General features: G+C 62.0%; 19 protein-coding genes and 3 pseudogenes. 8 read left to right on the top strand and 14 right to left on the bottom strand.

Features of this window, described 5'->3' with window-relative positions:
• Nucleotides 1–254: 254 nt before the first annotated feature.
• Together EGJ86_RS05365 and EGJ86_RS05360 are read right to left on the bottom strand one after the other, a co-directional pair.
• Complete coding sequence (locus EGJ86_RS05365) at nt 255–1,445, bottom strand: GGDEF domain-containing protein (RefSeq protein ID WP_125834319.1); 1,191 nt, start codon at nt 1,443–1,445, stop codon at nt 255–257.
• A gap of 402 nt (nt 1,446–1,847) precedes the next feature.
• The gene (locus EGJ86_RS05360) at nt 1,848–2,630 is read right to left on the bottom strand and encodes a MetQ/NlpA family ABC transporter substrate-binding protein (protein ID WP_125834318.1); all 783 of its coding nucleotides are present in this window, start codon (nt 2,628–2,630) and stop codon (nt 1,848–1,850) included.
• A 283-nt stretch (nt 2,631–2,913) separates the two neighbouring features.
• On the opposite strand from EGJ86_RS05360, the gene EGJ86_RS25570 reads away from it, so the two are divergent.
• Entirely contained in the window at nt 2,914–3,066 is a 153-nt protein-coding gene (locus tag EGJ86_RS25570; protein ID WP_177431981.1) for a LasR-specific antiactivator QslA, read from the top strand.
• A gap of 98 nt (nt 3,067–3,164) precedes the next feature.
• Here EGJ86_RS25570 and EGJ86_RS05355 read toward each other — a convergent pair whose 3' ends face one another.
• The 4 genes from EGJ86_RS05355 to EGJ86_RS05340 all read right to left on the bottom strand — a co-directional run bounded on the left by EGJ86_RS05355 (nt 3,165) and on the right by EGJ86_RS05340 (nt 7,876).
• The gene (locus EGJ86_RS05355) at nt 3,165–4,010 is read right to left on the bottom strand and encodes an alpha/beta hydrolase (protein ID WP_125834317.1); all 846 of its coding nucleotides are present in this window, start codon (nt 4,008–4,010) and stop codon (nt 3,165–3,167) included.
• The gene (locus tag EGJ86_RS05350; protein ID WP_125834316.1) at nt 4,007–6,376 is read right to left on the bottom strand and encodes a TonB-dependent siderophore receptor; all 2,370 of its coding nucleotides are present in this window, start codon (nt 6,374–6,376) and stop codon (nt 4,007–4,009) included. Before EGJ86_RS05350 ends, EGJ86_RS05355 begins: the two co-directional genes overlap by 4 nt.
• A 64-nt stretch (nt 6,377–6,440) precedes the next feature.
• Nucleotides 6,441–7,358: a DUF4880 domain-containing protein gene (locus tag EGJ86_RS05345; RefSeq protein WP_125834315.1), complete on the bottom strand. Its 918-nt coding sequence runs from the start codon at nt 7,356–7,358 to the stop codon at nt 6,441–6,443.
• Entirely contained in the window at nt 7,358–7,876 is a 519-nt protein-coding gene (locus EGJ86_RS05340; protein ID WP_125834314.1) for a sigma-70 family RNA polymerase sigma factor, read from the bottom strand. The genes EGJ86_RS05345 and EGJ86_RS05340 overlap by 1 nt, the downstream gene beginning before the upstream one ends.
• 460 nt (nt 7,877–8,336) lie before the next feature.
• Here EGJ86_RS05340 and EGJ86_RS05335 point away from each other — a divergent pair, with 460 nt between their 5' ends.
• Nucleotides 8,337–9,923: an ABC-F family ATPase gene (locus EGJ86_RS05335; RefSeq protein WP_125834313.1), complete on the top strand. Its 1,587-nt coding sequence runs from the start codon at nt 8,337–8,339 to the stop codon at nt 9,921–9,923.
• A 60-nt stretch (nt 9,924–9,983) separates the two neighbouring features.
• On the opposite strand, the gene EGJ86_RS05330 is transcribed toward EGJ86_RS05335, so the two are convergent.
• On the bottom strand, nt 9,984–10,592 hold the full coding sequence (locus EGJ86_RS05330; RefSeq protein ID WP_125834312.1) for an FMN-dependent NADH-azoreductase: 609 nt from the start codon (nt 10,590–10,592) through the stop codon (nt 9,984–9,986).
• A gap of 119 nt (nt 10,593–10,711) precedes the next feature.
• Between EGJ86_RS05330 and EGJ86_RS05325 the strand changes: the two genes are divergently transcribed.
• Entirely contained in the window at nt 10,712–11,629 is a 918-nt protein-coding gene (locus EGJ86_RS05325) for a LysR substrate-binding domain-containing protein (protein WP_106732468.1), read from the top strand.
• Here EGJ86_RS05325 and EGJ86_RS25565 read toward each other — a convergent pair.
• From EGJ86_RS25565 to EGJ86_RS05315, 3 genes and pseudogenes are all read right to left on the bottom strand, one after another.
• Nucleotides 11,614–12,612 (bottom strand): annotated as a pseudogene (locus EGJ86_RS25565) (methyl-accepting chemotaxis protein); the annotation flags it as partial. The gene EGJ86_RS05325 and the pseudogene EGJ86_RS25565 sit on opposite strands and share 16 nt — an antisense overlap.
• A 159-nt stretch (nt 12,613–12,771) precedes the next feature.
• A pseudogene (locus tag EGJ86_RS25560) lies at nt 12,772–13,296 on the bottom strand (cache domain-containing protein); the annotation flags it as partial.
• A 115-nt stretch (nt 13,297–13,411) separates the two neighbouring features.
• Entirely contained in the window at nt 13,412–14,731 is a 1,320-nt protein-coding gene (locus EGJ86_RS05315; protein WP_125834310.1) for a Na+/H+ antiporter family protein, read from the bottom strand.
• A 185-nt stretch (nt 14,732–14,916) separates the two neighbouring features.
• Between EGJ86_RS05315 and EGJ86_RS25555 the strand changes: the two are divergent.
• From EGJ86_RS25555 to EGJ86_RS05305, 3 genes and pseudogenes are all read left to right on the top strand, one after another.
• A pseudogene (locus EGJ86_RS25555) lies at nt 14,917–16,155 on the top strand (chemotaxis protein); the annotation flags it as partial.
• A 150-nt stretch (nt 16,156–16,305) separates the two neighbouring features.
• The gene (locus EGJ86_RS25550; RefSeq protein ID WP_372237959.1) at nt 16,306–17,061 is read left to right on the top strand and encodes a methyl-accepting chemotaxis protein; all 756 of its coding nucleotides are present in this window, start codon (nt 16,306–16,308) and stop codon (nt 17,059–17,061) included.
• A gap of 86 nt (nt 17,062–17,147) precedes the next feature.
• The gene (locus tag EGJ86_RS05305) at nt 17,148–17,744 is read left to right on the top strand and encodes an NADPH-dependent FMN reductase (protein WP_125834308.1); all 597 of its coding nucleotides are present in this window, start codon (nt 17,148–17,150) and stop codon (nt 17,742–17,744) included.
• A 103-nt stretch (nt 17,745–17,847) separates the two neighbouring features.
• Here EGJ86_RS05305 and EGJ86_RS05300 read toward each other — a convergent pair whose 3' ends face one another.
• Genes EGJ86_RS05300 through EGJ86_RS05285 form a run of 4 tightly spaced genes read right to left on the bottom strand, consistent with a single transcriptional unit; the run spans nt 17,848 to nt 20,451 of the window.
• The gene (locus tag EGJ86_RS05300) at nt 17,848–19,164 is read right to left on the bottom strand and encodes an ATP-binding protein (RefSeq protein ID WP_125834307.1); all 1,317 of its coding nucleotides are present in this window, start codon (nt 19,162–19,164) and stop codon (nt 17,848–17,850) included.
• Nucleotides 19,161–19,829 (bottom strand): response regulator transcription factor, encoded by a 669-nt coding sequence (locus EGJ86_RS05295; protein WP_125834306.1) that lies wholly within the window; start codon nt 19,827–19,829, stop codon nt 19,161–19,163. Before EGJ86_RS05295 ends, EGJ86_RS05300 begins: the two co-directional genes overlap by 4 nt.
• Entirely contained in the window at nt 19,829–20,143 is a 315-nt protein-coding gene (locus tag EGJ86_RS05290; RefSeq protein WP_125834305.1) for a PepSY domain-containing protein, read from the bottom strand. Before EGJ86_RS05290 ends, EGJ86_RS05295 begins: the two co-directional genes overlap by 1 nt.
• Nucleotides 20,143–20,451, bottom strand: coding sequence for a PepSY domain-containing protein (locus EGJ86_RS05285; RefSeq protein ID WP_099526821.1), 309 nt, complete (start codon nt 20,449–20,451; stop codon nt 20,143–20,145). Before EGJ86_RS05285 ends, EGJ86_RS05290 begins: the two co-directional genes overlap by 1 nt.
• Nucleotides 20,452–20,597: 146 nt before the next feature.
• Between EGJ86_RS05285 and EGJ86_RS05280 the strand changes: the two genes are divergently transcribed.
• Nucleotides 20,598–21,677, top strand: a complete 1,080-nt coding sequence (locus tag EGJ86_RS05280) for a patatin-like phospholipase family protein (protein WP_125834304.1) — start codon at nt 20,598–20,600, stop codon at nt 21,675–21,677.
• Between the two features lie 127 nt (nt 21,678–21,804).
• Nucleotides 21,805–22,161: a 6-carboxytetrahydropterin synthase QueD gene (gene queD, locus EGJ86_RS05275; RefSeq protein WP_125834303.1), complete on the top strand. Its 357-nt coding sequence runs from the start codon at nt 21,805–21,807 to the stop codon at nt 22,159–22,161.
• Nucleotides 22,162–22,393 lie beyond the last annotated feature (232 nt).

The raw sequence follows: 22,393 nt of genomic DNA, 5'->3' as shown, positions 1-22,393 counted from the left end.
ACAATGGATCCGAAGTGACAAAGGGCCGCCATTATATTCCTTCCCAGGCCCCATGCCACTTTGATGATCAATGCAGAAACTGCTTACGCAGGCCCGTAGATTGTGGTTTCTAGCACTGTGAGCCGAATTTCTAACATTTGAATACAAATGCGAACTCGAGATCGGGCACTCGATACAACCATGCCGTTCGTACCTAACCCGCCCAAAACGCCTCTACTTTATGAGGAAATGCCGTGACCGCTTTTGGCCAGCCGTTATAGCCCGTACATCTGCACTGACCGCTCTACTCCCCCTGCCCACTCCACCCGATTCCGCCCCTGTGTCTTCCCCCGGTACAGGGCGGCATCCGCCTGCTGCAGAAACGCGTCGAAGTCCTGCGCAGCTGTAAAAGCCCCCGAAGCACCAAGGGTCGCCGTACAGCGAATCGGTTGCTTCAGGCCTGTGCCGGCCACTTCGTTGTGCTCGATCGCCGCTCGCATGCGCTCGGCGAGTTGCTGAGCGCCGGCGCTGTCGGTGTCCAGGGCGATGACCACGAATTCCTCGCCGCCCAAGCGGCAGACCAGGTCGCCCTGGCGTGCCGTAGCCTTGAGCACAGCGGCGACGTGGCTCAGAACACGGTCACCGGCCTTGTGGCCATAGGTGTCGTTGATACGCTTGAAGTGATCGATATCCACGATCAGCAGATACGCCGGGCCGGCTGTGCGCGAGCGAAAGTACGCGTCCAGAGCATCCATCAGCCCGCGCCGGTTCAGCAACTGGGTCAGTGGGTCATGCGCTGCCAGGTTGCGCAGTTCATCGGTAAGGCGGCGCAGCACCAGCCAAACGGCGCAGGGCGGTAGCACGGTCGCCAGGAAAGACATGTAGATATAGAAAATCTTCTGGAAGCCGCTGCTCATGTCGATGGCAGCCAGACCGCCATCGAGAATTACCGCGAACTTCATGGCATTGAGGATGCAGATGCCGCCGATCAGCACGGCGAACACGAGCATTTCGACACGCAGATCCCTGGCGAAGGTTCGCCGGCCGTAGAGCACCGCCAGCGTCATAGCCAGAAATAGTGAAGCGCAGGCCGCGGCCAGCATGGCGTGGCGGGCTTCGGTTCCCAGCAGCCATTGCACCAGCAGCTGCAACACCGTGTAACCTGCCGCCAGTGTGAGCAACGGACGCAGCACCGGGGTCGGACGCTCGAAAAAGTGCATGGCACCCAGCACATAGACGACAGGGGCACTGAGCGTCAGCGTGTGGTTGACCACACTCACCAGTACCTCATCCGGTGGGCCGCCGAACAACTGCAGGATGTAGGCGAGGCCAAGCAGCAGGTTACCCAGCGCGAAGACTTCCACGCCCATTTTCTTGCCGTTCAGCCGGGTGCTGATCAGCAGGAACATCACGGAAAAGCACAGCAGGTACACGCAGAGCATGCCAAGGATGACGGTAGTGACCATGGGTTCGCGCAAGTTGAGAGGTGGCAACAGGAGCCTAGCACTGAGGCTTTGACGCAAATCATGTGCGCCCTAGCCTCTCTCTGCGTTTCAGAGGCCGTCGGCATGGCATTTCAAACCAGCGAATCGTAGGCACATAGCGCCGGGAAGGCAATTTGCCATTCATGCACGCCGGCAGGGGCAGCCTGGCTGTGCTGGCCTATCGTGCGAAAAAAGAACGCCGAGTCGGCTGAGCCGGCTCGGCGTAAACGCAAACCCGTTTGCACAGGTTTACTACCGTGTTCAACGGTGGGCAGCTAGGACACAAAAAACTTCCGGGAGAAGTTTTTGACGTCGCGCCGCGACGGCCCGCAGGGTGGCTGCCAGGGATGGCGAGCCACAAAAAGAGCCGCCTTGCACGTTCGATCAGAAGGCCGGCAGTACCGCGCCTTCATAACGTTTTTCGATGAAAGCTCTCACTTGCGGGCTGGTCAGCGCGGCGGAGAGCTTCTTGATCGCCTCGCTGTCCTGGTTGTCCGGGCGAGCCACCAGGTAGTTGACGTAAGGCGAATCGCTGCCTTCGATCACCAGCGCGTCGCGCTTGGGATTGAGCTTGGCCTCCAGCGCATAGTTGGTGTTGATCAGCGCCAGGTCGACCTGATTCAGTACGCGCGGCACGGTGGCTGCCTCCAGCTCGCGGAACTTGAAGTTGCGCGGGTTATCGGCGATGTCACGCGGCAGCGCCTGGGCGCTGTTGGGATCCTTGAGGGTCAGCAGGCCAGCCTTCTGCAGCAGGAGCAGCGCACGGCCGCTGGTGCTGACTTCGTTAGGGATGGCAATGGTGGCGCCGTTCGGCAACTCATCGAGGGATTTGTACTTGGTCGAATAAGCGCCGAAGGGTTCGACGTGTACGCCCTGCACGATCACCAGTTCGGTACCGCGCTGCGCATTGAAGGTGTCCAGGTACGGCTTGGTCTGGAAGTAGTTGGCATCCAGGTTCTTCTGGCTCACCTGCAGGTTGGGCTGAACGTAGTCGGTGAAGACCTTGATATCCAGATCCACGCCTTGCTTGGCCAGCTCGGGCTTGATCAGTTCGAGAATTTCGGCGTGCGGCACCGGGGTGGCGGCAACGCTCAGTTTTTCGCCAGCATGGGCCAGAGAGGCAGTCAGGGCAGCGGCCAGAGCGGTCAACAGCAGGGTCTTCTTCATGATGTCCTTGTTCTCGGTCTGTGGCACCGGCTGGATCAGCAGTCCGGCGCGTTTGGCAGACGCCCGGCGGATGTGCGGGGCTGAGCGCGACAGTACGAAGAAATCTTTATTCCATAAAATAATTATTAATTATTTTCTTATACTCAAAATAATCTTCCACTTCTGCTTGTGAGCCCAGCCTGCTCCCGCCTAGAGTGAAAAGCCTTCGCTCCCTGGAGGCTCCCATGCGTGGGTAACCGGGGACAGACCACGATATTGATGTACCCACCTGTCCACTCGAGGCATGCTGGCGCAGGTCAAGCTGGACGACGCCAACATTGGCTGGCTGTGGGCCTGTATGTTGATGAAGCGCCAGCTTTACCCACCGGAAGCACAACACCATGTCTTCGCGAAGGGTTTCTCAGCCGCGTCCACCAGCGTTCGTGTCCGCCCTTAGCTGGCGAGCACTGGGCCAGCCGCCTAGTCCATGCATGGGTCCCGAATCAACCCGATTGGACCTCAACACACCCTGCTCAGCTCTAGATGCGGCCCTACTCAGTAGCGCCGCGTGCTCATCAGCTCTTCCAGCACCCGAGAAGTGACACGAAACGGGATCGACATATGGTCCTCGCCCGCCTCGAGCTGGAAATCACTGCGCAGACCGTACTGCGAGAGGGATTCCAGACGCAGTTGCAGTGAGCGCACATCCTGAATTTCCTGCGGCATTTCACGGTCGCCCACCCACATGCTCAGGCTCCGGTGGGTCAGATCTAGTTCTCCTGCATGCGCTCGTTTGGTGAATGCCCGCTCATGCTCCAGCAGGTAGCGGTCACGCCACCACAGGCTGGGACTGATGGCGACGACATGCTGGAACAGCTGCGGCCGGGTAAACAACGCGTAGATGCCGAACATGCCACCGAAGGAATGGCCGACGAGGCTGATCTGGTCCTGATCGACCTTGAAGCGCTGGTTGACCCGCGGCATGAGGCGCTGCTCGATGAAATCGAGAAACAGGTCCTGACCACCTTGCGGTGGATCATTGCGCTCGAGCAGTTGCGGCGGCGACAGGTCGAACGCACGACGCTCGAAATCCAGCGGCGTGCTGCTGGGGTAGCCGATGGCGACGATAATCGCCTTGCGCCATTGCTTTTGCGCCCGCTTGGCTGCATGGAATGCCGGAAAGTAGGCATTGCCGTCGAGCAGATAGACCACCGGGTAGCCGCCGGTATAAGGCACATCGCCCTCCGGCAGGCTGACCATGATGCGGTAGTCACGGCCCTCGGCACTCTTCATCAGCCATTGTTCACTACCGTCCAGATTGACCGGGTCGGCCTGGGCAGTGGCAAGGCCACCCAGCAGCAGCGCCGTTACGGCGCCGCGCAGCCAGCTCAGCGCACTCACCAACTGTAGCTCAGGCTGGTGATTACGCTGCGCGCCTCGCCACGATAGCAATAGCCATCCTGACAGTTGACGTATTGCTTGTCGGTCAGGTTGCGGGCATTGACGGCTAGACGCACACCGTCCAGTTCGCCAGCGAAGTCGTAGTGCACCCCGGCGTCGAACAGGGTGTAGTCCTCGCTTTTCACCGTGTTCATGTTGTTGCCGTAGACGCTGCTGGTGTAGCGCGCGCCCGCTCCGAAACCGAGACCAAGCGGTAGTTTGTAATCGAGCCACAGCGCCGCCATGTGGCGCGGCGTGTTTTTCGGGTCCTTGCCCTGGTTGCCATCGTTGCTCTTGGTCACCTCGGGGTCGTTGTAGCTATAGCTGGTTGTCAGATGCAGGCGATCGCTGAGGTCGGCCACGGCCTCCAGCTCGAGACCACGTGATACCTGTTCGCCGGTCTGTACGGTGTTGAGCGGATCGAGTGGGTCGCGGGTCGAGACGTTCTCCTGCGTCAGGTGATAGAGCGACGCGGTGAACAGTGCACTGGTGCCAGGCGGCTGGTACTTGAGGCCGATCTCATACTGCTTGCCTTCGGTCGGTTTGAGCGGGCCGGCGGCGTTGCTGCCGCTCTGCGGCAGGAAGGACTCGGCATAACTGGCATAGGGCGCCAACCCATTGTCGAACAGGTACAGCGCCCCCAGTTGATAGGTGGTAGCAGAGTCACTGCGCTTGCTATTGCTATCGCTCAGGTTGTCGCTGGTGCGCACATGCACCCAGTCGCGGCGCACGCCGGCCGACAGACGCCAGCGGTCGAGTTCGATCTGGTCCTGCAGATAGATGCCACTACGCTGGGTCAGGCTGTCCTGGTCAGCCAGCAAGGTGCCTGGACGACTGACCGGCTGGTGATAATCCGGTGCGTTGATGTCGATCGACGGCGCCGGCCCGGAGGCGTAAAGCACCGAACTGTCGAACCAGGCGTAATCCCAGCCAGTCAGCAGGGTGTGCTGCAGTTCGCCAGTGGCGAAACGGCTGACCAGGCGAGTGTCGCTGCTCACCGACTCCATATCCTCGTATACCCCGACGGCATAACGCTCCATCACCCCGTTGGTGATCGTGCCGTTGGGTTGCAGGTACTGGTTGGTGGTGTCCAGCTGGCCATAACGCAGATTCTGCTGCAGGCTGAAAGTGTCGTTGAAGGCGTGTTCGAACTCGTAGCCGAAGGTCCACTGACGCTGGCCGAGCTTGTCGAAGTACTCATCGCCCTGCCAGAAATCGGTGAGGCGGTTACCGTCGTGATAGAGCATTGGCGAGGCGGCGGTCTCGCGCTCCTGATATTGCGCGAGCAGGGTCAAGCTGGTGGCCGGATCGATCTGCCAGCTCAGCGACGGCGCCAGCATGCGCACGTCATTGTTCAGCTGTTCGATGTCGTAGTGGGCGTCACGATAGACACCGACGGTGCGAAACAGTACATCGCCCGCCTCGTCCAGCTTGCCGCCGACATCGAACTGCCCTTGCTGGTGATCGTGATTACCGGCCTGGATTTCCACCTGATTCTTCGCCTGCAGGCTAGGCCGCTTGCTCACTCGGTTGACCATGCCGCCGGGGCTGATCTGCCCGTACAACACCGAAGCCGGGCCCTTGAGCACCTCGATGCGCTCCAGGGCGTAGGCCTCCGTGCCGTAGATCGACAACCAGCCGTTGTAGGGCTGGCGCAGACCGTCGAGGAAGTCAGCGGACATGGTCGTGTCGAAGCCGCGGATGTTGATCTGATCGAAGCGCGGATCGAGCCCCGAGCCGCCGGTACGCACGCCAGCGCTGTAGGCCACGGCGTCTTCTACGCGATCGACCTTGCGATCGGCGATCTGCCCGGCGGTGACCACGCTGATGCTCTGCGCGGTCTGCAGAATCGGCAAATCGGTCTTGGTTGCCGTGCTGGCATTGCTGGCGAAATAACCCGGCAGCGGCGCAAAGGCGCTTTGCGTCGGCGCGGCCTCGACGGTCACAGGCTGCAGCTGATAGCTGTCATCGGCGCGTAGCGGCCGCACCACATAGCCGGACGCGGTCTCCTCGGCCACCAGCCCGGTGCCGCCGAGAATCTGCGACAAGCCTTCCTCTACCGAGTGCGCGCCTGCCGAGCCGGGGCTTACCCGCCCGCGGACTGTCTCCGGCGAGTACGACAAGGTAATACCAGCCCGCTCGGCATAGAGGCTCAGCGTTTGATCCAGCGACCCGCCCGGTACATCAGCAGCGGCGGCACGTGGCGTCGGCTCGGCCGCCAGCAACGTGGGGCTGGTGGCTGCGCCGCCTAGCGCCAGGGCGATACAAATGGCAGTGGACAGCTTGCGCGGTTGCAGGCGCGACGGCAGAGAGCAGGTAGAGCGCATGAGGGTATCCATTCAGGGAGTGATCACCCCTAACCGGATGAGCCGCCAAAGTCCGACAAGTTTTTTATGCGACTGGCACAACGCGCACCCACCAACGGGTTCGCTCGACCAGCGCCACCGGCAACAGATGAGTGATATTGCGCAGCATCAACTCGGGCTCAGCGAGGCGGAACACCCCGGACAGGCGCAGGTCGGCCACCGCCGGATCGCAGCCCAGCCAACCGTGCCGATAGCGCCCGGCCTCGGCGAGAAAATCCGCCAGGCGAATGTCGTTTACCACCAGCAGCCCACGTGTCCAGGCGAAGGGGTCGAGCGCGCTTCGCCCCAGCGGGATCATACCCCTCGCCGATACCGCCAGCCCCTCGCCCGCCTGCAACTGGTGATGCCCTGCGGCGACGCGAACCTGCACCTCACCCTGCTCGACTCGTATCTCGCTGCGGTTGTCATACTCGCGCACCGACATCCGCGCGCGGTGCCCCACGCATTCGGCAAAGGCACAGCGCAGTTGCCAGTGCTCGCCCTCGACCAGCGCCTCGCCGCTACGCAACGAGAGTTTCTGGCCGTGAATATCGATCGCGCTACCCGTGTTGAGCAGCACCTCGACATCACCCGGCAGCTCGAAACGCCGTGTTTCGCCGGTGGCCGTCGCGAAGTCAGCGCGCCACACCGGTACCGAGGCCGCCGCCAGCAGCGTGGCGCTACCAGCCGTCAGGCCAAGCAGCTTGAGCATGCGCCGCCGGCTCAGATCCGCCTCGGCCCGCTGCAACAAGGGGATGGCCTGCGCCGCATCGCCCAGCGGATGCAGCTGAAAGAACCCGGCCATCTGCTGCAGGCGTTGCCAGGCCTGGTCGTGCTGTTCGTCCTGCGCCAGCCAGTCATATAACTGGCGGTGTAGCTCGACGCAGGCAGGCTCGGCGCGCAGACGCATCTGCCATTCGATGGCCGCACGGACGATAACCTCGGAAGGCTGCCCGGCGGCCATCACGGCGCAGCCTCGAAACACAGGCGATAGCAATGCAGCAAGGCGTGGGCTACATGGCGCTCAACGGTGCGACTGGAAACGCCCAGTTGCCGCGCCACCTGCGCATGGTTGAGGCCGCCGAGCTGATAAAGCAGAAACGCCTCGCGCACGGCGGGCTTCAATCCTTCGAGCAGCTGCGCGATGCGCTCCAGGGACTGTAAGGCCTCGTAGCGAACCTCCGGCGACGGATGGCTCGCCTCGGGCAACAGCGCCAAGGCTTCGAGATACGCGCGCTCCAGCGCATCGCGCCGCCAGTGATCGATCACCAGGCCACGGGCGATACGTGCCAGCAAGGCACGAGGCGCCCTATTGTCGACAGGCTGATCACGCACCAGCAGGCGCAGAAAGGTGTCCTGAACCAGATCAGCCGCCTGCTGCGAACAGCCGACCGAACGCCGCAGCCAGCCATGCAGCCAGCCCTGATGCGTGCCGTACAGCACCTCAAGGGGAATGATCGAATCGGTTTCGGACGATGACATAAAGCGGCGCTTACCAGCAGGCTGAAAACACCATGGAGAGCATGGCTACCGCCGCGAACATTAATAGCGAATCATTCTTATTACAAATTTTTCAGTTTGCGAAGCATCAGCCTGGCGAGTCAGGTCGTCCCACCTCGCCCTTTTCGGCTAGCGGTGGTCACTAAAACGACCGCCGCCTTGCCACCTTTTATCTCGAGCGGCCCATGACGGGCTGTGGTTCGAAGTGCCAAGTGATACCATTGCGCTCTTCAACGTCGCCCTGAGCAGCACCAGGCACCGGCGCCACGATGCCCGACACTCCCCCCATGCCTCACCAGCCTTATCGGCTCGTCTGCCGGCAGGGGCGTGGCGTTCACTTATATGCGCAGGTTCGTCTTCCTCAGTTCGGGCCGGGCTGAAAGGCTCGAAAGCGGTATCACCCTTTAAACAGCGCACCTCAAGTTATTGATAGGTAAGTCCTTTGATTTCCACCGCTAACATCACCATGCAGTTCGGCGCCAAGCCGCTGTTCGAGAACGTTTCCGTCAAGTTCAACAACGGCAACCGCTACGGTCTGATCGGCGCCAACGGCTGCGGCAAGTCGACCTTTATGAAAATTCTTGGCGGCGACCTCGAGCCTTCCGGCGGCCAGGTGATGCTCGAGCCGAACGTGCGCCTGGGGAAGCTGCGCCAGGATCAGTTCGCCTACGAAGAATTCAACGTGATCGACACCGTGATCATGGGTCATGAGGAGCTGTGGAAGGTCAAGGCCGAGCGCGACCGCATCTACTCGCTGTCAGAAATGAGCGAAGAAGACGGCATGAAGGTCGGCGAGCTCGAAGGCGAGTTCGCCGAGATGGACGGCTACACCGCTGAATCGCGCGCGGGTGAGCTGCTGCTTGGCCTGGGCATCCCGCTCGAGCAGCATTTCGGCCCGATGAGCGAAGTCGCCCCCGGCTGGAAGCTGCGCGTGCTGCTGGCCCAGGCGCTGTTCTCGGACCCGGACGTGCTGCTGCTCGACGAGCCGACCAACCACCTGGATATCAACACCATCCGCTGGCTGGAAACCATCCTCACGGCGCGTAACAGCACCATGATCATCATTTCCCACGACCGTCACTTCCTGAACTCGGTCTGCACCCACATGGCCGACCTGGATTACGGCGAGCTGCGCCTGTTCCCGGGCAACTACGACGAGTACATGACTGCCGCGACCCAGTCGCGCGAGCAGCTGCTGGCCGACAACGCCAAGAAGAAGGCGCAGATCTCCGAGCTGCAGAGCTTCGTCAGCCGCTTCTCGGCCAACGCCTCCAAGGCCAAGCAGGCGACCAGCCGCGCCAAGCAGATCGACAAGATCCAGCTGGCCGAGGTCAAGCCGTCGAGCCGCGTCAGCCCGTTCATTCGCTTCGAGCAGACCAAGAAACTGCACCGCCAGGCCGTGACCATCGAGAAGGTGTCCAAGGCCTTCGACGACAAGGTGCTGTTCAAGAACTTCAGCTTCACCGTCGAAGCCGGCGAGCGCGTGGCGATCATCGGCCCCAACGGTATCGGCAAGACCACCCTGCTGCGCACCCTGGTCGGCGAAATGGAGCCGGATGCCGGTTCGGTGAAATGGACCGAGAGCGCCGAGGTTGGATACTACGCACAGGATCACGCCCACGATTTCGAAGATGACGTGACCCTGTTCGACTGGATGGGCCAGTGGACCACCGGTGAACAGGTGATCCGCGGCACGCTCGGGCGCATGCTGTTCTCCAACGACGAGATCCTCAAATCGGTGAAGGTGATCTCCGGTGGTGAGCAAGGCCGCATGCTGTTCGGCAAGCTGATCCTGCAGAAACCCAACGTGCTGGTGATGGACGAACCGACCAACCACCTGGACATGGAATCGATCGAGGCGCTCAACCTGGCGCTGGAGAACTACCCGGGCACGCTGATCTTCGTCAGCCATGACCGCGAGTTCGTTGGTTCCCTGGCCACGCGCATCATCGAACTGTCGGACAACGGCGTGACCGACTTCAGCGGCACCTACGACGACTACCTGCGCAGCCAGGGCATCATCGTCTGAGCACACGCTACAGAAACAACAAAGCCCGCTTTTGCGGGCTTTGTTGTTTCAGCGCTCTGCTCAGGCAGTAGCGAACAACTCGGAGATACGCTGTGCAGCACCTTTCATGGCTTCGGCGCGCGGCTCTTCGCCGTAGGCCAGGCCTTCGGCGCGAACGATCTCGATGTCATCGATGCCGAGGAAATTCAGCACGCGCACCAGGTAGTCCTCATGCGCCTGGCCAGACGGCTGGCCGGCATGAATACCACCGGCGCTGGAGGCGATCACCACGGTCTTGCCACCTGCCAGCCCTACCGGGCCATTCTCGGTGTACTTGAAGCTCTTGCCGGCGACGGCGATACGGTCGATCCAGGCCTTCAGCTGGCTGGGAACGCTGAAGTTGTACATCGGCGCACCGATGACGATGGCATCGGCTGCCAGGAACTCTTCCAGGGTGCGCTCGGCCAATTCGGCCTCGTGCTTCTGCGCGGCGTCACGCAGCTCGGCCGGAGTGCCGGCGGCTACCAGGCTGGCAGCGGAGAAGTGGCTGATCGCATCACTGGCCAGGTCACGGTAGGTAACCTGGGCATTCGGCGCGGCAACACTCCAGGCTTCGACAACAGAGCGGCTGAGCTGACGGGAAGCGGACGCATCACCCAGGATGCTGGAATCAATGTGCAGTAGTTTCATGGTGTATCTCCAGAGAGTGGTGCAACGTGGCGGCACAATGGAGCTGATACTACCGATGAGCCCAATAACCGATAAGATGGCAAAATCGTGATGCTTCGTCCCACACATAGGACAGTGAAATGCAGGACCTCAACGACTTGTTCTACTTCGCCAAGGTAGTGGAAGCCGGTGGTTTCGCCGCGGCCGGACGTGCGCTGGGCATTCCCAAGTCGCGCCTGTCGCGGCGCATCGCCGAGCTGGAGCAGCGCCTGGGTGCGCGCTTGCTGCAACGCTCGACACGCAAGCTGGCGCTGACCGATATCGGCGAACGCTACCTGCGCCATTGCCAGGCGATGTTGCTGGAAGCGGAACAGGCCGAGGAAACCGTCACCAACCTGACCAGCGAGCCGCGTGGCCGGGTACGCTTCTCCACGCCCCCGGGCTTGGCCCTGCTACCCGATCTGATCAATGATTTTCTGAAGCGCTATCCCAGGGTGCAGCTGGAGGTCGTGCAAACCAGCCGCCGTATCGATCTGCTCAATGAGGCGGTGGACGTCGCCCTGCGCGTACGCAGCGTCGATGATGAAGAGCCGGGCCTGATCACTCGCCGCCTCATACCCGCCCATGCCTGTGTGGTGGCATGCCCGAATCTGGTCGCCGGGCTGCGCCTGGAGCAGCCGGAAGACCTGCAGCAGTTGCCAGCGCTAGGCGCTATTGGAGCCGACCGGCGCATTCATCTGCGCTTTCATCACAACACGACGCAGGAGGCCCGCGAGATCGCCCTGGAAGCACGCTTGGCCGTCGACGACTTTCCCATACGTAAATCGGCAGCATTGGCCGGAGTGGGCATCACCTTTCTGCCCACCATTTACTGCCACGAGGAATTGGCCGATGGCAGCCTGGTTTCATTGCTGCCGCACTGGACGGTGCCTCAGGGCTATGTCCAGCTGGCTTACACCCACAGGCGCGGCATGTCGCCGGCTGTCCGCGCCTGGATCGAGTTGCTCAGCGATGCATTCAGTCGCTGGAGCTACCCACTGACTCAGATACGGAACTGACGCACCAGCGCGCCGAGACGATCACCCAGGCCGGCCAGGCTGCGCGCCGTCTGCGCACCACGTTCGGTTTCGTCGGCGACGCTGTCCACGGCAACAGCTATCTGATGCACGCTGCGATTGATCTCCTCGGCTACTGCCGTCTGCTCCTCGGCGGCGCTGGCAATCTGCGCGTTCATCGCATTGATGGTGGCGATCAGCTGGGCGATGGCGTCGAGCGATTCGCCGGCCTTGTTGGCCTGCTCGCTGGTCAGCTCACCGGCATCACTGGAACGCCGCATCGAGGTCACCGACTGCTGCGTACCCTGCTGCAGACGGTCGATCATGCCCTGGATTTCCTGGGTGCTCTGCTGGGTGCGGCTGGCCAGGGCGCGCACCTCATCGGCGACCACGGCAAAACCACGCCCTGCCTCACCGGCACGCGCCGCCTCGATGGCGGCGTTGAGCGCCAGCAGGTTGGTCTGTTCGGCGATTGAGCGGATCACGTCGAGCACGCTGACGATGGACTGCACGTCCTGCTGCAGGCTATCGAGCGAGACGCCGCTGCTGCGAATATCTTCCACCAGCGAGTGAATACGCTGGATGCTGCCATCGACCACGCTTTTGGCTGCCTGCCCCTCGCGATCGGTCTGCTGCGCGGCTTCGGCGGCATTCTGCGCACTCTTGGCGACTTCGTGAGCGGCGGCGGACATTTCGTTGATCGCCGTGGCCACCTGGTCGGTCTCGTGACGCTGCTGACCCATGGCCTGTTCGGAGCGCTGCGCCTGCTCAGAAACCTGGCCCACCAGTTCGGTGAGCTGCCCGGTCATTTCGACGATCTGCCTTACCAGGCCATGCACCTTCTCGACAAAACGGTTGAAGGAGCCGGCTAGTTGGCCGAGTTCATCGGTACTTGTCACGGGCAGACGACGAGTCAAGTCGCCCTCGCCTGCGGCGATGTCGTCGAGGTTGGCCTTGATCTGCTGCAGCGGACGCAGGAAAGCGTTGCTCAGCCAGACACCTATCACGCCAAACACCAGCAGAAGGATCGCCGCCACTACCATGATGCTGGTAATGATGGTGCCGATACGGCGATCGATTTCGGACTGTACTTCGACGATCTGCGCTTCGATACCGTCGAGGTTGAGCGCGGTGCCGAGGGCCATGTCCCATTTGGGCAGGTAGTAGCTGTAGGCAAGCTTGGGCACCTGTACGGCCTCGTTGCCCGGCAGCGGCGACGAGTAGTTGACGAAGTAGGTGTTGTTCTTCGCCACGTTGACCAGCTCACGGTTGATGTAAACGCCATTGGAGTCGCGCCGGTCGACAAGGCTCTTGCCGACATCCACCGGGCTGTCGCCTCGGAACAGACGCACCACGTTGGAGTCGTGACCGAAGAAGTAGCCGTCGGCGCCGTACTTGATCTTGGAGAGGATGGTGATGGCCTGTTCACGGCTGGCCATATCGCCCTGCGCCGCCCCATCGTAGAGCCCTTTGACGGAACCTAGAGCGATCTGGATGTAATGCTCCAGCTCGCTGCGTTTCTCTTGCAGCAGGCGCTCACGGGTCTCGGCGACCTCGTCAGCGGCCAGGCTTTGCAACACCCGCGCCGCTGTGCCGCTGAGCACCAGCGCGAAGAGGATGACGGGAACCAGCGCAAGCAGTATGACCTTGGCTTTCAGTGTCAGGCGCATTCTTAGTGTCCTTGTGTGCGAAACCAAAAACGGGGCTACCGATGTATCGGCAACCCCGTGGCAGAATTAAGCGACCCAAGGCGCCGAGAACTTAATCCGGCGTCTGTTCACGCCTTTACAGCAGCATAGCGGCAGCCCAACCGAACGCCAGCAGCGGCAGGTTGTAGTGTAGGAAGGTGGGCACCACGCTGTCCCAGATATGATTGTGCTGGCCATCGGCGTTCAAACCCGAAGTTGGCCCCAGCGTCGAGTCCGAAGCGGGTGAACCGGCGTCGCCCAGGGCACCGGCAGTGCCGACGATGCAGACGATAGCCAGCGAGCTGAAACCCAGTTGCACGCCCAACGGCACGAAGATCGCTGCGATGATCGGGATGGTCGAGAAGGACGAGCCGATACCCATGGTCACCAGCAGCCCGACCAGCAGCATCAGCAACGCGCCAACGGCCTTGTTGTGGCCGATCAAGGCTGCCGAACTGTCAACCAGCGTCTTGACCTCACCAGTGGTCTTCATCACCTCGGCAAAACCGGCGGCGGCGATCATGATGAAACCGATCATGGCCATCATCTTCATGCCTTCGGTGAACAGACCGTCCGCTTCCTTCCAGCGCACCACGCCGGACACCGAGAAAATCACGAAGCCGATCAGCGCGCCGATGATCATCGAGTCCAGCCACAGCTGCACGATGAACGCTGCGGCGATGGCCAGCCCCGCCACCAGCAGGCTCAACGGGTTGTACTGCACGTCCACACGCTCGGCCTGCGCGACCTTTTCCAGATCATAGGTGCGCTTGCCGCGATAGCTGAACAGCACCGCCACGAGCAGACCGAAGAGCATGCCCAGCGCCGGAATCGCCATGGCCTGGGTGATGCTGATGCCCGTGACGTCGACACCGGACTTGGCCACGTTGGCCAGCAGGATCTCGTTGAGGAAGATGCCGCCAAAACCGACCGGTAGGAACATGTACGGCGTGATCAGGCCGAACGTCAGCACGCAGGCGATCAAGCGGCGGTCGAGCTGCAACTTGCTCAGCACATAGAGCAGCGGCGGTACCAGCAGAGGAATGAAGGCGATATGGATCGGCACCAGGTTCTGTGAGGAGATCGCCACCGCCAGCAACAGCGCGATCAGCAGCCATTTCAGCGCACCGCCAGCACCATCCTGCTGTTTGTCGACCAGCGCCAGCGCCTTGTCCGCCAGGGCGTGAGCCAGACCCGACTTGGCGATGGCCACGGCGAAAGCGCCCAGCAGCGCGTAAGACAGAGCAACCGTCGCCCCGCCACCGAGCCCCTGGTTGAACGCTTTCAGCGTGCCCTCGACGCCCAGCCCACCCAACAGGCCACCGGCCAGCGCACCAATGATCAGCGCCACGACCACGTGTACGCGACAGAGGCTAAGGACCAGCATGATGCCGACCGCAGCGATTACAGCGTTCATAAAGCTCTCCACCTGCTCGGCGCAAAAAGCCGCGTACTCTGCCGTATGCAGGCTATACCTGTCAAAACGCTCGACCGTTCATTATTAAAATCTAAACGTGCATAATTTCGATCAAACGCCGTATCAATCAAGAATACGAGCCGCACACCGATAACCCTGTTAGTCCATGCAGAAAGGAACACATCATGCTGTTCAGCCGTCTTTCGATCCAATGGAAGATCACCCTGCTCGCCGGCCTGTGCCTGCTTGCGATCGTCACCCTGCTGGTAGGCGCGTCGCAGTATCAGTCCAGCCGCAGCGCCAGCCTGGTGCGCGAGGCCAGCTCCGGCATGCTGGAGGAAAGCGCCAAGCTGCGCCTGAAAGCTCGTGGCGAGCTGCAGGCAATCCGTATCCAGCGCTACTTCATGGACGCCTACCAGTACGGTAAAGGATTCTCCCGGCAGATCCTGTTCCTGCGTGAGCAGGCCGAGAAGCGCTTCCTTGATGCCTTCGACCTGCGCGAAGACCTGACCCGCCAGGTGCGCAGCAGCCTGGAAGCCAACCCCGCCCTGCTCGGTTTGTACCTGGTGTTCGAACCCAACGCGCTGGATGGCAAGGATGAGCTGTTCGCCGATCAACCCGACCTCGGCAGTAACGAAGCCGGCCGCTTCGCGCTGTACTGGGCGCAGCCCACGGTCGGTAAGCTGGAAGCCGAGGCAATGACCGAGCAACTGCTCGGCGACACCACGCCTGGTGACAACGGCGTGGCCTACAACGCCTGGTACACCTGCCCGCGCGAGACCCGCCAAGCCTGCGTGCTGGAGCCTTATTACGACGACGTCGGCGGACAGAAGACGCTGATGACCAGCATCGCCTTCCCGCTGGAACTCGACGGCAAAATCATCGGCGTGATGGGCGTCGATATCAGCCTGGCCAGCCTGCAGCAGATCAGCCAGGAAGCCAATCGCGAGCTGTACGACGGCCAGGGCCATATCAGTATCTTCAGCCCCAGCGCACTGCTGGCGGGCAATAGCCGCGACGGCAGCCTGTTGAGCCTGCCTGTCGAACGTGCCTTTCCCGAAAACGCTAGCGAACTGCGCGGCCTGATCCAGAGCGGCAGCGATGCCGAGTTGCGCCACGGTGACATGCTCCGTGAACTCAGCCCGTTCAAACCCATCCCCGAGGCCAAGCCCTGGTCGGTACTGCTCGAGGTGCCTCAGCAAGTTTTGCTCGAACGCGCCATCAAGCTTGGCGCACAGCTCGATGCCAACCGCGCCAGTGACAGCCTGATGGCGCTGCTGATGGGGCTGGTCGCGGTGATCGCCGGCCTGTTGCTGATGTGGTTGACCGCACGCGGCGTGACGCGGCCGATTCTCGGGGTGGCGGCCATGCTCAAGGACATCGCCAGCGGTGAAGGCGACCTGACCCGCCGTCTGCAATACGCCCGGCAGGATGAACTGGGCGAGCTGGCCAGCTGGTTCAACCGCTTCCTCGACAAACTGCAGCCGATCATCGCCGACGTGAAGAACAGCGTGATCGACGCCCGTAGCACGGCCGATCAGTCGGCGGCCATCGCCAGCCAGACCAGCACCGGCATGCAGCAGCAGTACCGCGAGGTCGACCAGGTGGCGACCGCCTTCCAGGAAATGAGTGCCACCGCCCAGGATGTTGCCCACAACGCCGCGCAGGCCGCAGAGGCTGCGCGCAACGCCGACCAGGCCAGCCGCGAAGGCCTGCAAGTGATCGATCGCACCACCAGCACCATCGACCTGCTGGCCAACGAAATGAACGTGGCCATGCAGGAAGTCCAAGGCCTGGCCAGCAGCAGCGAGCAGATCGGCTCGGTGCTCGAAGTGCTCCGTTCGATTGCCGAGCAGACCAACATGCTCGCCCTCAACGCCGCCATCGAGGCCGCGCGCGCCGGTGAAGCCGGTCGCGGTTTTGCCGTGGTCGCCGACGAGGTGCGCAACCTGGCCAAACGCACCCAGGATTCGGTCGAGGAAATCCGCCAGGTGATCGAAGGCCTGCAGAGCGGCACGCGCGAGGTGGTCAGCACCATGCACAGCAGCCATCGCCAGGCACAGGGCAGCGTCGAGCAGGTGCAGCAGGCCGTGGCCGCGCTGCAGCGCATCAGCCAGGCGGTCAGCACCATTACCGACATGAACCTGCAGATAGCCAGCGCGGCGGAGGAACAGAGCTCGGTAGCCGAGGAGATCAACCGCAACGTCGCCTCGATCCGCGACGTCACCGAGGCCATCACCGCGCAGGCCGATGAGTCGGCGCAGGTGAGCCAGAACCTCAACCGCCTGGCCAATCACCAGCAGAGCCTGATGGACCAGTTCCGTGTTTGACGCCAAATCATCCCTGATCTGGCAGCGCGTCCCTTGCAGCGCAGGCAGGCAATCGCCTAGCCTGCGTTCTTTTTTGGGGAAGCAGCATGCTCAATATCGCCTTGGTCGCCGGCTCCAGCCGCAAAAACAGCCAATCGGGGAAGGTCGCTCGCGTGCTGCGTCAACGCTTGATCGAAATGGGGCAAACCTCTCAAGACAGCAGCAGCATCATCGATCTGGGCCTCGCGCCGCTGCCGCTGTGGCCAGCTGAAGATGCCGGCCCCTGGGGCATGTACCAGCAGCAACTGGCGGCCGCCGATGCGGTGGTGATCATCGCGCCGGAGTGGAATGGCATGGCCTGCCCGGCGATCAAGAACTTCTTCATCTACGCCAGCAAGGCCGAACTGGCGCACAAGCCGGGCCTGCTGGTAGGTGTGTCCTCCGGCATCGGTGGTGCCTACCCGATCGGCGAACTGCGCGCCTCCAGTTACAAGAACTGCCGTCTGTGCTATCTGCCGGAGCACTTGATCGTACGTCAGGTCGAGAAGGTGTTGAACGGTCCACAGCCGGTGGACGAGGCCGATGAACGAATCCGCTCCCGCATCGATTACGCGCTCGACGTGCTGGTGCGTTACGCCCACGCCCTGCAGCCGGTACGCGCCGCCATCAGCTTCGACAACCCGGCCTTTGCCAACGGGATGTAAGGGATCCGTAGGGTGGATTAGCGGCGCTGAATACAGCGCTCGCAAACGCCAGCGAACTTATCGCGCCGCGTAATCTACCAGCGATGGCCCGCCTAACCTTGGCTCAACGCCGTGGCAAGCTGACCATCACTTGCAGTCCACCCAGTGGGCTGTCCTGCAGTTCGATACGGCCATGCCAGGCCTCGATGATATCGCGCACGATACCGAGGCCCAGGCCGTGCCCCGCCACCTGTTCATCCAGGCGAGTACCGCGCCCCAGCACGGCTTCACGGCGCTCGGCATCGATGCCGGGACCGTCATCATCGACATATAAGCGATAGCCCTCGGCGCTCTCCTCCACCGTCAACTGCACGCGCTGATCGGCCCATTTGCAGGCGTTGTCCAGCAGGTTACCGAGCAACTCCAGCAAGTCTTCACGGTCACGCGGTAGCACCAGCCCCGGCGGCGCCTGCCACTCTAGACTCAGGCCACGGTCATGAATCATCGACAAGGTGTCGAACAGCCCTGGCAACTCCTGCGCGCAATCGAAGCGTGCCCCCGGCAACACCTCACCAGCAAGGCGCGCACGCCCCAGCTCGCGGCTGAGGCGTTGCTCGATCTGCTCTAATTGCTCGCGCATGCTAGCGCGCAACGCCGGATGCGCGGCCAACTCCTCGCGACCGGCCAGGCTGATCAACACAGCCAGCGGCGTTTTCAGCGCATGGCCCAGGTTGCCCAGGGCATTGCGCGAGCGCTTGAGGGTATCTTCCGTATGCGCCAGCAGGTGGTTGATCTGTGCCACCAGCGACTCCAGCTCCTCAGGTACCTCGGCATCCAGGTCGGTACGCCGGCCCTGCTGCAACTGCGCGATCTGCCGGCGCACCTGCTCCAGCGGGCGTAATGCGCGGTGCACGGTGTAGCGCTGGGCGATCAGGATCAGCAGCAGCGCCGCACCACCCAGGCCGAGTCCGACCCACTGCATGCGACGAAAGCTCTGCAGTATTGGCTGGTAGTCCTGCGCCACGCTGATCGACAGATTCTCCCCATAGCGGCGGTAGTCGGCGCGGTAGATCAGCAGCAGTTGGCCTTGCGGGCCATCGCCCAGCTCGGCCTGCATGCCCGTGCCATCAGGTTTGAGCAGTTCACGATCCCACAGCGAGCGCGAACGCCAGCTTCGCTCATCGGCAAAGTCGATGCGAAAGTAATGCCCGGAAAACTGCCGCTGGAACGAGGGATCAAGACGTCGCTCATCCAGTTGCAGACCAGACGGCCCACGCACCAGCGCCGTCAGCAGCCCCTGCGCCTCGTCGCGCAGGTCTTCCTCCAGATAAGCGCGCAGGCCATGATCGAAGACCCAGAGGCTGGCCTGTGCCAGAACCAGTCCGGCCAGCAACAGCGTCGCGGCCAGGCCAATGCCGAGCCGACGCTGAATGGACCTCAACCCTGCTCTCCGGTAAAGCGGTACCCCTGCCCGCGGCGAGTCTCGATCACGTTGCGTCCGAGCTTGCCGCGCAAGCGGTTGACGTGCACTTCGATGACGTTGGAATCACGCTCTGTCTCGCCGTCATACAGGTGGTCGGCGAGGTGACTCTTGGACAGGATCTGCCCCGGATGCAGCATGAAATAACGCAGCAAACGAAACTCGGCAGCAGTCAGGTCGATGGCTTCGCCACCTGCTGTCACGCACTGGCGGCTCTCGTCCAGTTGCAGGCCGGCAGCCTCCAGTTGCGGCTGGTTAGCCAGGCCATGAGCGCGGCGCAACAACGCCTGAATACGCAAGGCCAACTCTTCGGGATGGAAGGGTTTGGTCAGGTAGTCATCGGCGCCGGCCTTCAGCCCCTCGATGCGCTCGGCCCAGGAGCCACGCGCGGTGAGTACCAGCACCGGTGTTGCCAGGCCACCGGCACGCCATTCCTGCAGCACCTCCAGGCCCGGCTTGCCCGGCAGACCGAGGTCAAGAATGATCAGGTCATAAGGCTCGCTGGCGCCCTGATAGGCCGCATCGCGACCATCGGCCAGCCAGTCCACGGCATAACCCTGGCGAGCCAGGCTGACGGTCAGTTCATCGGCCAGGGGTACATGGTCTTCCACCAGCAACAGGCGCATCAGTCGTCTTCCTCATCCTTCAGAATATTGCCGTTGCGGGCATCCAGTTCGAGCTCACGTACCACGCCCGAGGTGGTCAGTATCTCGACCTCATACACCAGCACACCGTCCTCCTCTTCCAGCTCCGCCTCAAGTAGCGTGGAGCCGGGGTAGGCATTGCCGATGTGCTGCATCAATTGCTCGAGAGGCATGATGACACCCTCGCGGCGCAGACGCAGCGCTTCATCCTGATCGAGATCGCGCGCAATACCCGGCACGCTGGCAAGGCCGCTTGCCAGAACCAGCAACAGCGCGGTGGTACGACGAAACTTCATCAATCGTCCTGGTGGTTCTTGAGAATTTCCCCGGTGCTGGCATCCAGCTCCAGGTCCCACTGCACGCCCTGGGCGTCGCGCAGCTCGATCTGATAGATATAGCGGCCGTATTCGTCTTCCAGCTCAGTTTCTTCGATGCTCCCACCCGGGTGCTGAGCGAGTGCCGCCTCATTGAGCTGTTCGAAAGACTTGATGGTTCCGGCATCACGCAGACGCAGCGCCTCGTCCGGACCGAGATCACGCGCCTGGGCAATGGTAGCGGCGCTGACGAGGGTGGCAAGTGTTGCAAGGCTGAGCAATCGTTTCATGGGGGTTCTCCAGCAGTGAATCAGTGACTGCCACTGTAGGCCCAGGCACTTAATTCAAGCTGAATTCACTTGCGTCATTCACCGTGTGAAGTGGCTTGGCCTGCCCATTCAGGGCTCTATAATCGCCTGTTCGAAAGGAGGCATCGATGAGCGCGATCCATATCAAATCCCCTGCCCTGACCATCAAGGCTGGTACCAGAGCCCTGGCGCGCATTCGCCAGAATGGCCTGAGCCCGGCAGACGTCGGCATCGTGCCTGGCGCAGCAGGCGGCCCCAAGGGCATCGGTATTCAGGGGCTGGATCTCGCACTGTTTGGGGACTGGCTGCCTCGTGCGCCCCGCGAGCGCGCCCTGATCGGCGCCTCCATCGGTTCCTGGCGCTTCGCCAGCGCCTGCCTGCCGGACGCCGCAGCAGGTATTCGACGACTCGGCGAGCTCTACACCTCTCAGCGCTTCGCCAAGGGCGTGAGCATGGCCGAGGTGTCCGGCAGCTGCAGGCAGATGCTCAATGAGCTACTCGCCGATCAGGACGCCGCCATCATCGCCAACCCACACTATCGTCTGCACATCGTCGTAGTGAAGAGCCATGGCCTGCTGCAACATGATCATCGCGGCAAGCTCAGCCTCGGCCTGTCCTCGGTGATCGGTAACAACTTGCTGGCCCGCCAACGCCTTGGCCGTCATTTCGACCGGGTGATTCTGCATGATGCACGGCAGGTCCCGCCGCTCGCGCAGCTGAGCGACTTCCGCTCGCACTTCCACGCACTGACGCCGGAAAACCTGCGCCACGCCCTGCTCGCGTCGGGTTCGATTCCCATGGTAATGGAGGCGATTCGCGAGATTCCTGGCCTGGAGCCAGGCGCCTATCGCGACGGAGGCCTGCTCGACTACCACCTCGACCTGCCCTACAACGGCGAAGACATCGTGCTCTATCCGCACTTCACCGACCGAGTCATACCCGGCTGGTTCGACAAGAGCATGCCCTGGCGCCGTGGCGACCGCACCCGCCTGCAGGACGTACTGCTGCTGGCACCATCCCGCGACTACCTGGCACGCCTGCCGCACGGCAAGCTACCGGATCGTACCGACTTCAAGCGCTACCTGGGCAACGATGAAGGGCGTGAACGCTACTGGCGCCAGGCCATGGCCGAAAGCGCACGCCTCGGCGACGAATTCCTCGAACTGGTCGAAAACGGCCGCCTGGCAGAACGCCTGCAACCCCTTTGAGTCACCGGGGTTATGAGCCGGTCGTTCAATCTATAGGGCCGACGTGATGAGGCGGCAATCGGGCCAGACCTGATAAACTGCGCCGCTCAACGCCAATCAGGCGGAATCATTTACGCGAGCGCTGTCAGTGGAATTGTTCAAAGAGTTCATCTTCGAGGCGGCCCATCGCCTACCACACGTACCGGAAGGCCACAAATGCGGCCGCCTGCATGGCCACTCCTTCCGAGTTGCCATCTACATCGAAGGTGAAGTCGATCCCTATACCGGCTGGATTCGTGACTTCTCCGAGATCAAGGCGATCTTCAAACCGATCTACGAACAGCTCGACCACAACTACCTGAATGACATCGCCGGCCTGGAAAACCCCACCAGCGAAGTGCTGGCCAAATGGATCTGGCAACAGGTCAAGCCATTGCTGCCGGAGCTGTCGCGCATACGTATCCACGAAACCTGTACCAGTGGTTGCGAATACCGCGGCGATTGACCTCTCAGAAACACCAAAGGCCACCTTCAAGTGGCCTTTTTCTTGATGCCGATAACGCACTACCCCGTAGGAGCGAGCTCTGCTCGCGAAGCTACGTAGGGTGCGCCATGCGCACCGCGGTTACCGCGTCTTGGTCGGTGCGCGCAGCGCCCCCAACGCGATGGCCTGAGAGTGTTTTCCACACTGCAAAGAAGAAACCCCAGACAGCTTTCGCGATCTGGGGTTTCGTATA

This window comes from Pseudomonas sp. o96-267 (genome assembly GCF_003935465.1).
Lineage (GTDB): Bacteria > Pseudomonadota > Gammaproteobacteria > Pseudomonadales > Pseudomonadaceae > Aquipseudomonas > Aquipseudomonas sediminis.
This window is presented reverse-complemented; position numbering and strand designations above follow the sequence as displayed.

What these genes read in the sequence shown, in the direction of transcription:
- EGJ86_RS05345 (WP_125834315.1), bottom strand. Translation starts at nt 7,358, where the DNA reads ATGGCCGCCGGGCAGCCTTCCGAGGTTATCGTCCGTGCGGCCATCGAA.
- EGJ86_RS05325 (WP_106732468.1), top strand. Translation starts at nt 10,712, where the DNA reads ATGCAGGACCTCAACGACTTGTTCTACTTCGCCAAGGTAGTGGAAGCC.
- EGJ86_RS05280 (WP_125834304.1), top strand. Translation starts at nt 20,598, where the DNA reads ATGAGCGCGATCCATATCAAATCCCCTGCCCTGACCATCAAGGCTGGT.
- EGJ86_RS05290 (WP_125834305.1), bottom strand. Translation starts at nt 20,143, where the DNA reads ATGAAGTTTCGTCGTACCACCGCGCTGTTGCTGGTTCTGGCAAGCGGC.
- EGJ86_RS05350 (WP_125834316.1), bottom strand. Translation starts at nt 6,376, where the DNA reads ATGCGCTCTACCTGCTCTCTGCCGTCGCGCCTGCAACCGCGCAAGCTG.
- EGJ86_RS05295 (WP_125834306.1), bottom strand. Translation starts at nt 19,829, where the DNA reads ATGCGCCTGTTGCTGGTGGAAGACCATGTACCCCTGGCCGATGAACTG.
- EGJ86_RS05305 (WP_125834308.1), top strand. Translation starts at nt 17,148, where the DNA reads ATGCTCAATATCGCCTTGGTCGCCGGCTCCAGCCGCAAAAACAGCCAA.
- EGJ86_RS25550 (WP_372237959.1), top strand. Translation starts at nt 16,306, where the DNA reads ATGCAGCAGCAGTACCGCGAGGTCGACCAGGTGGCGACCGCCTTCCAG.
- EGJ86_RS05330 (WP_125834312.1), bottom strand. Translation starts at nt 10,592, where the DNA reads ATGAAACTACTGCACATTGATTCCAGCATCCTGGGTGATGCGTCCGCT.
- EGJ86_RS05315 (WP_125834310.1), bottom strand. Translation starts at nt 14,731, where the DNA reads ATGAACGCTGTAATCGCTGCGGTCGGCATCATGCTGGTCCTTAGCCTC.
- EGJ86_RS05340 (WP_125834314.1), bottom strand. Translation starts at nt 7,876, where the DNA reads ATGTCATCGTCCGAAACCGATTCGATCATTCCCCTTGAGGTGCTGTAC.
- EGJ86_RS05365 (WP_125834319.1), bottom strand. Translation starts at nt 1,445, where the DNA reads ATGGTCACTACCGTCATCCTTGGCATGCTCTGCGTGTACCTGCTGTGC.
- EGJ86_RS05285 (WP_099526821.1), bottom strand. Translation starts at nt 20,451, where the DNA reads ATGAAACGATTGCTCAGCCTTGCAACACTTGCCACCCTCGTCAGCGCC.
- EGJ86_RS25570 (WP_177431981.1), top strand. Translation starts at nt 2,914, where the DNA reads ATGCTGGCGCAGGTCAAGCTGGACGACGCCAACATTGGCTGGCTGTGG.
- EGJ86_RS05360 (WP_125834318.1), bottom strand. Translation starts at nt 2,630, where the DNA reads ATGAAGAAGACCCTGCTGTTGACCGCTCTGGCCGCTGCCCTGACTGCC.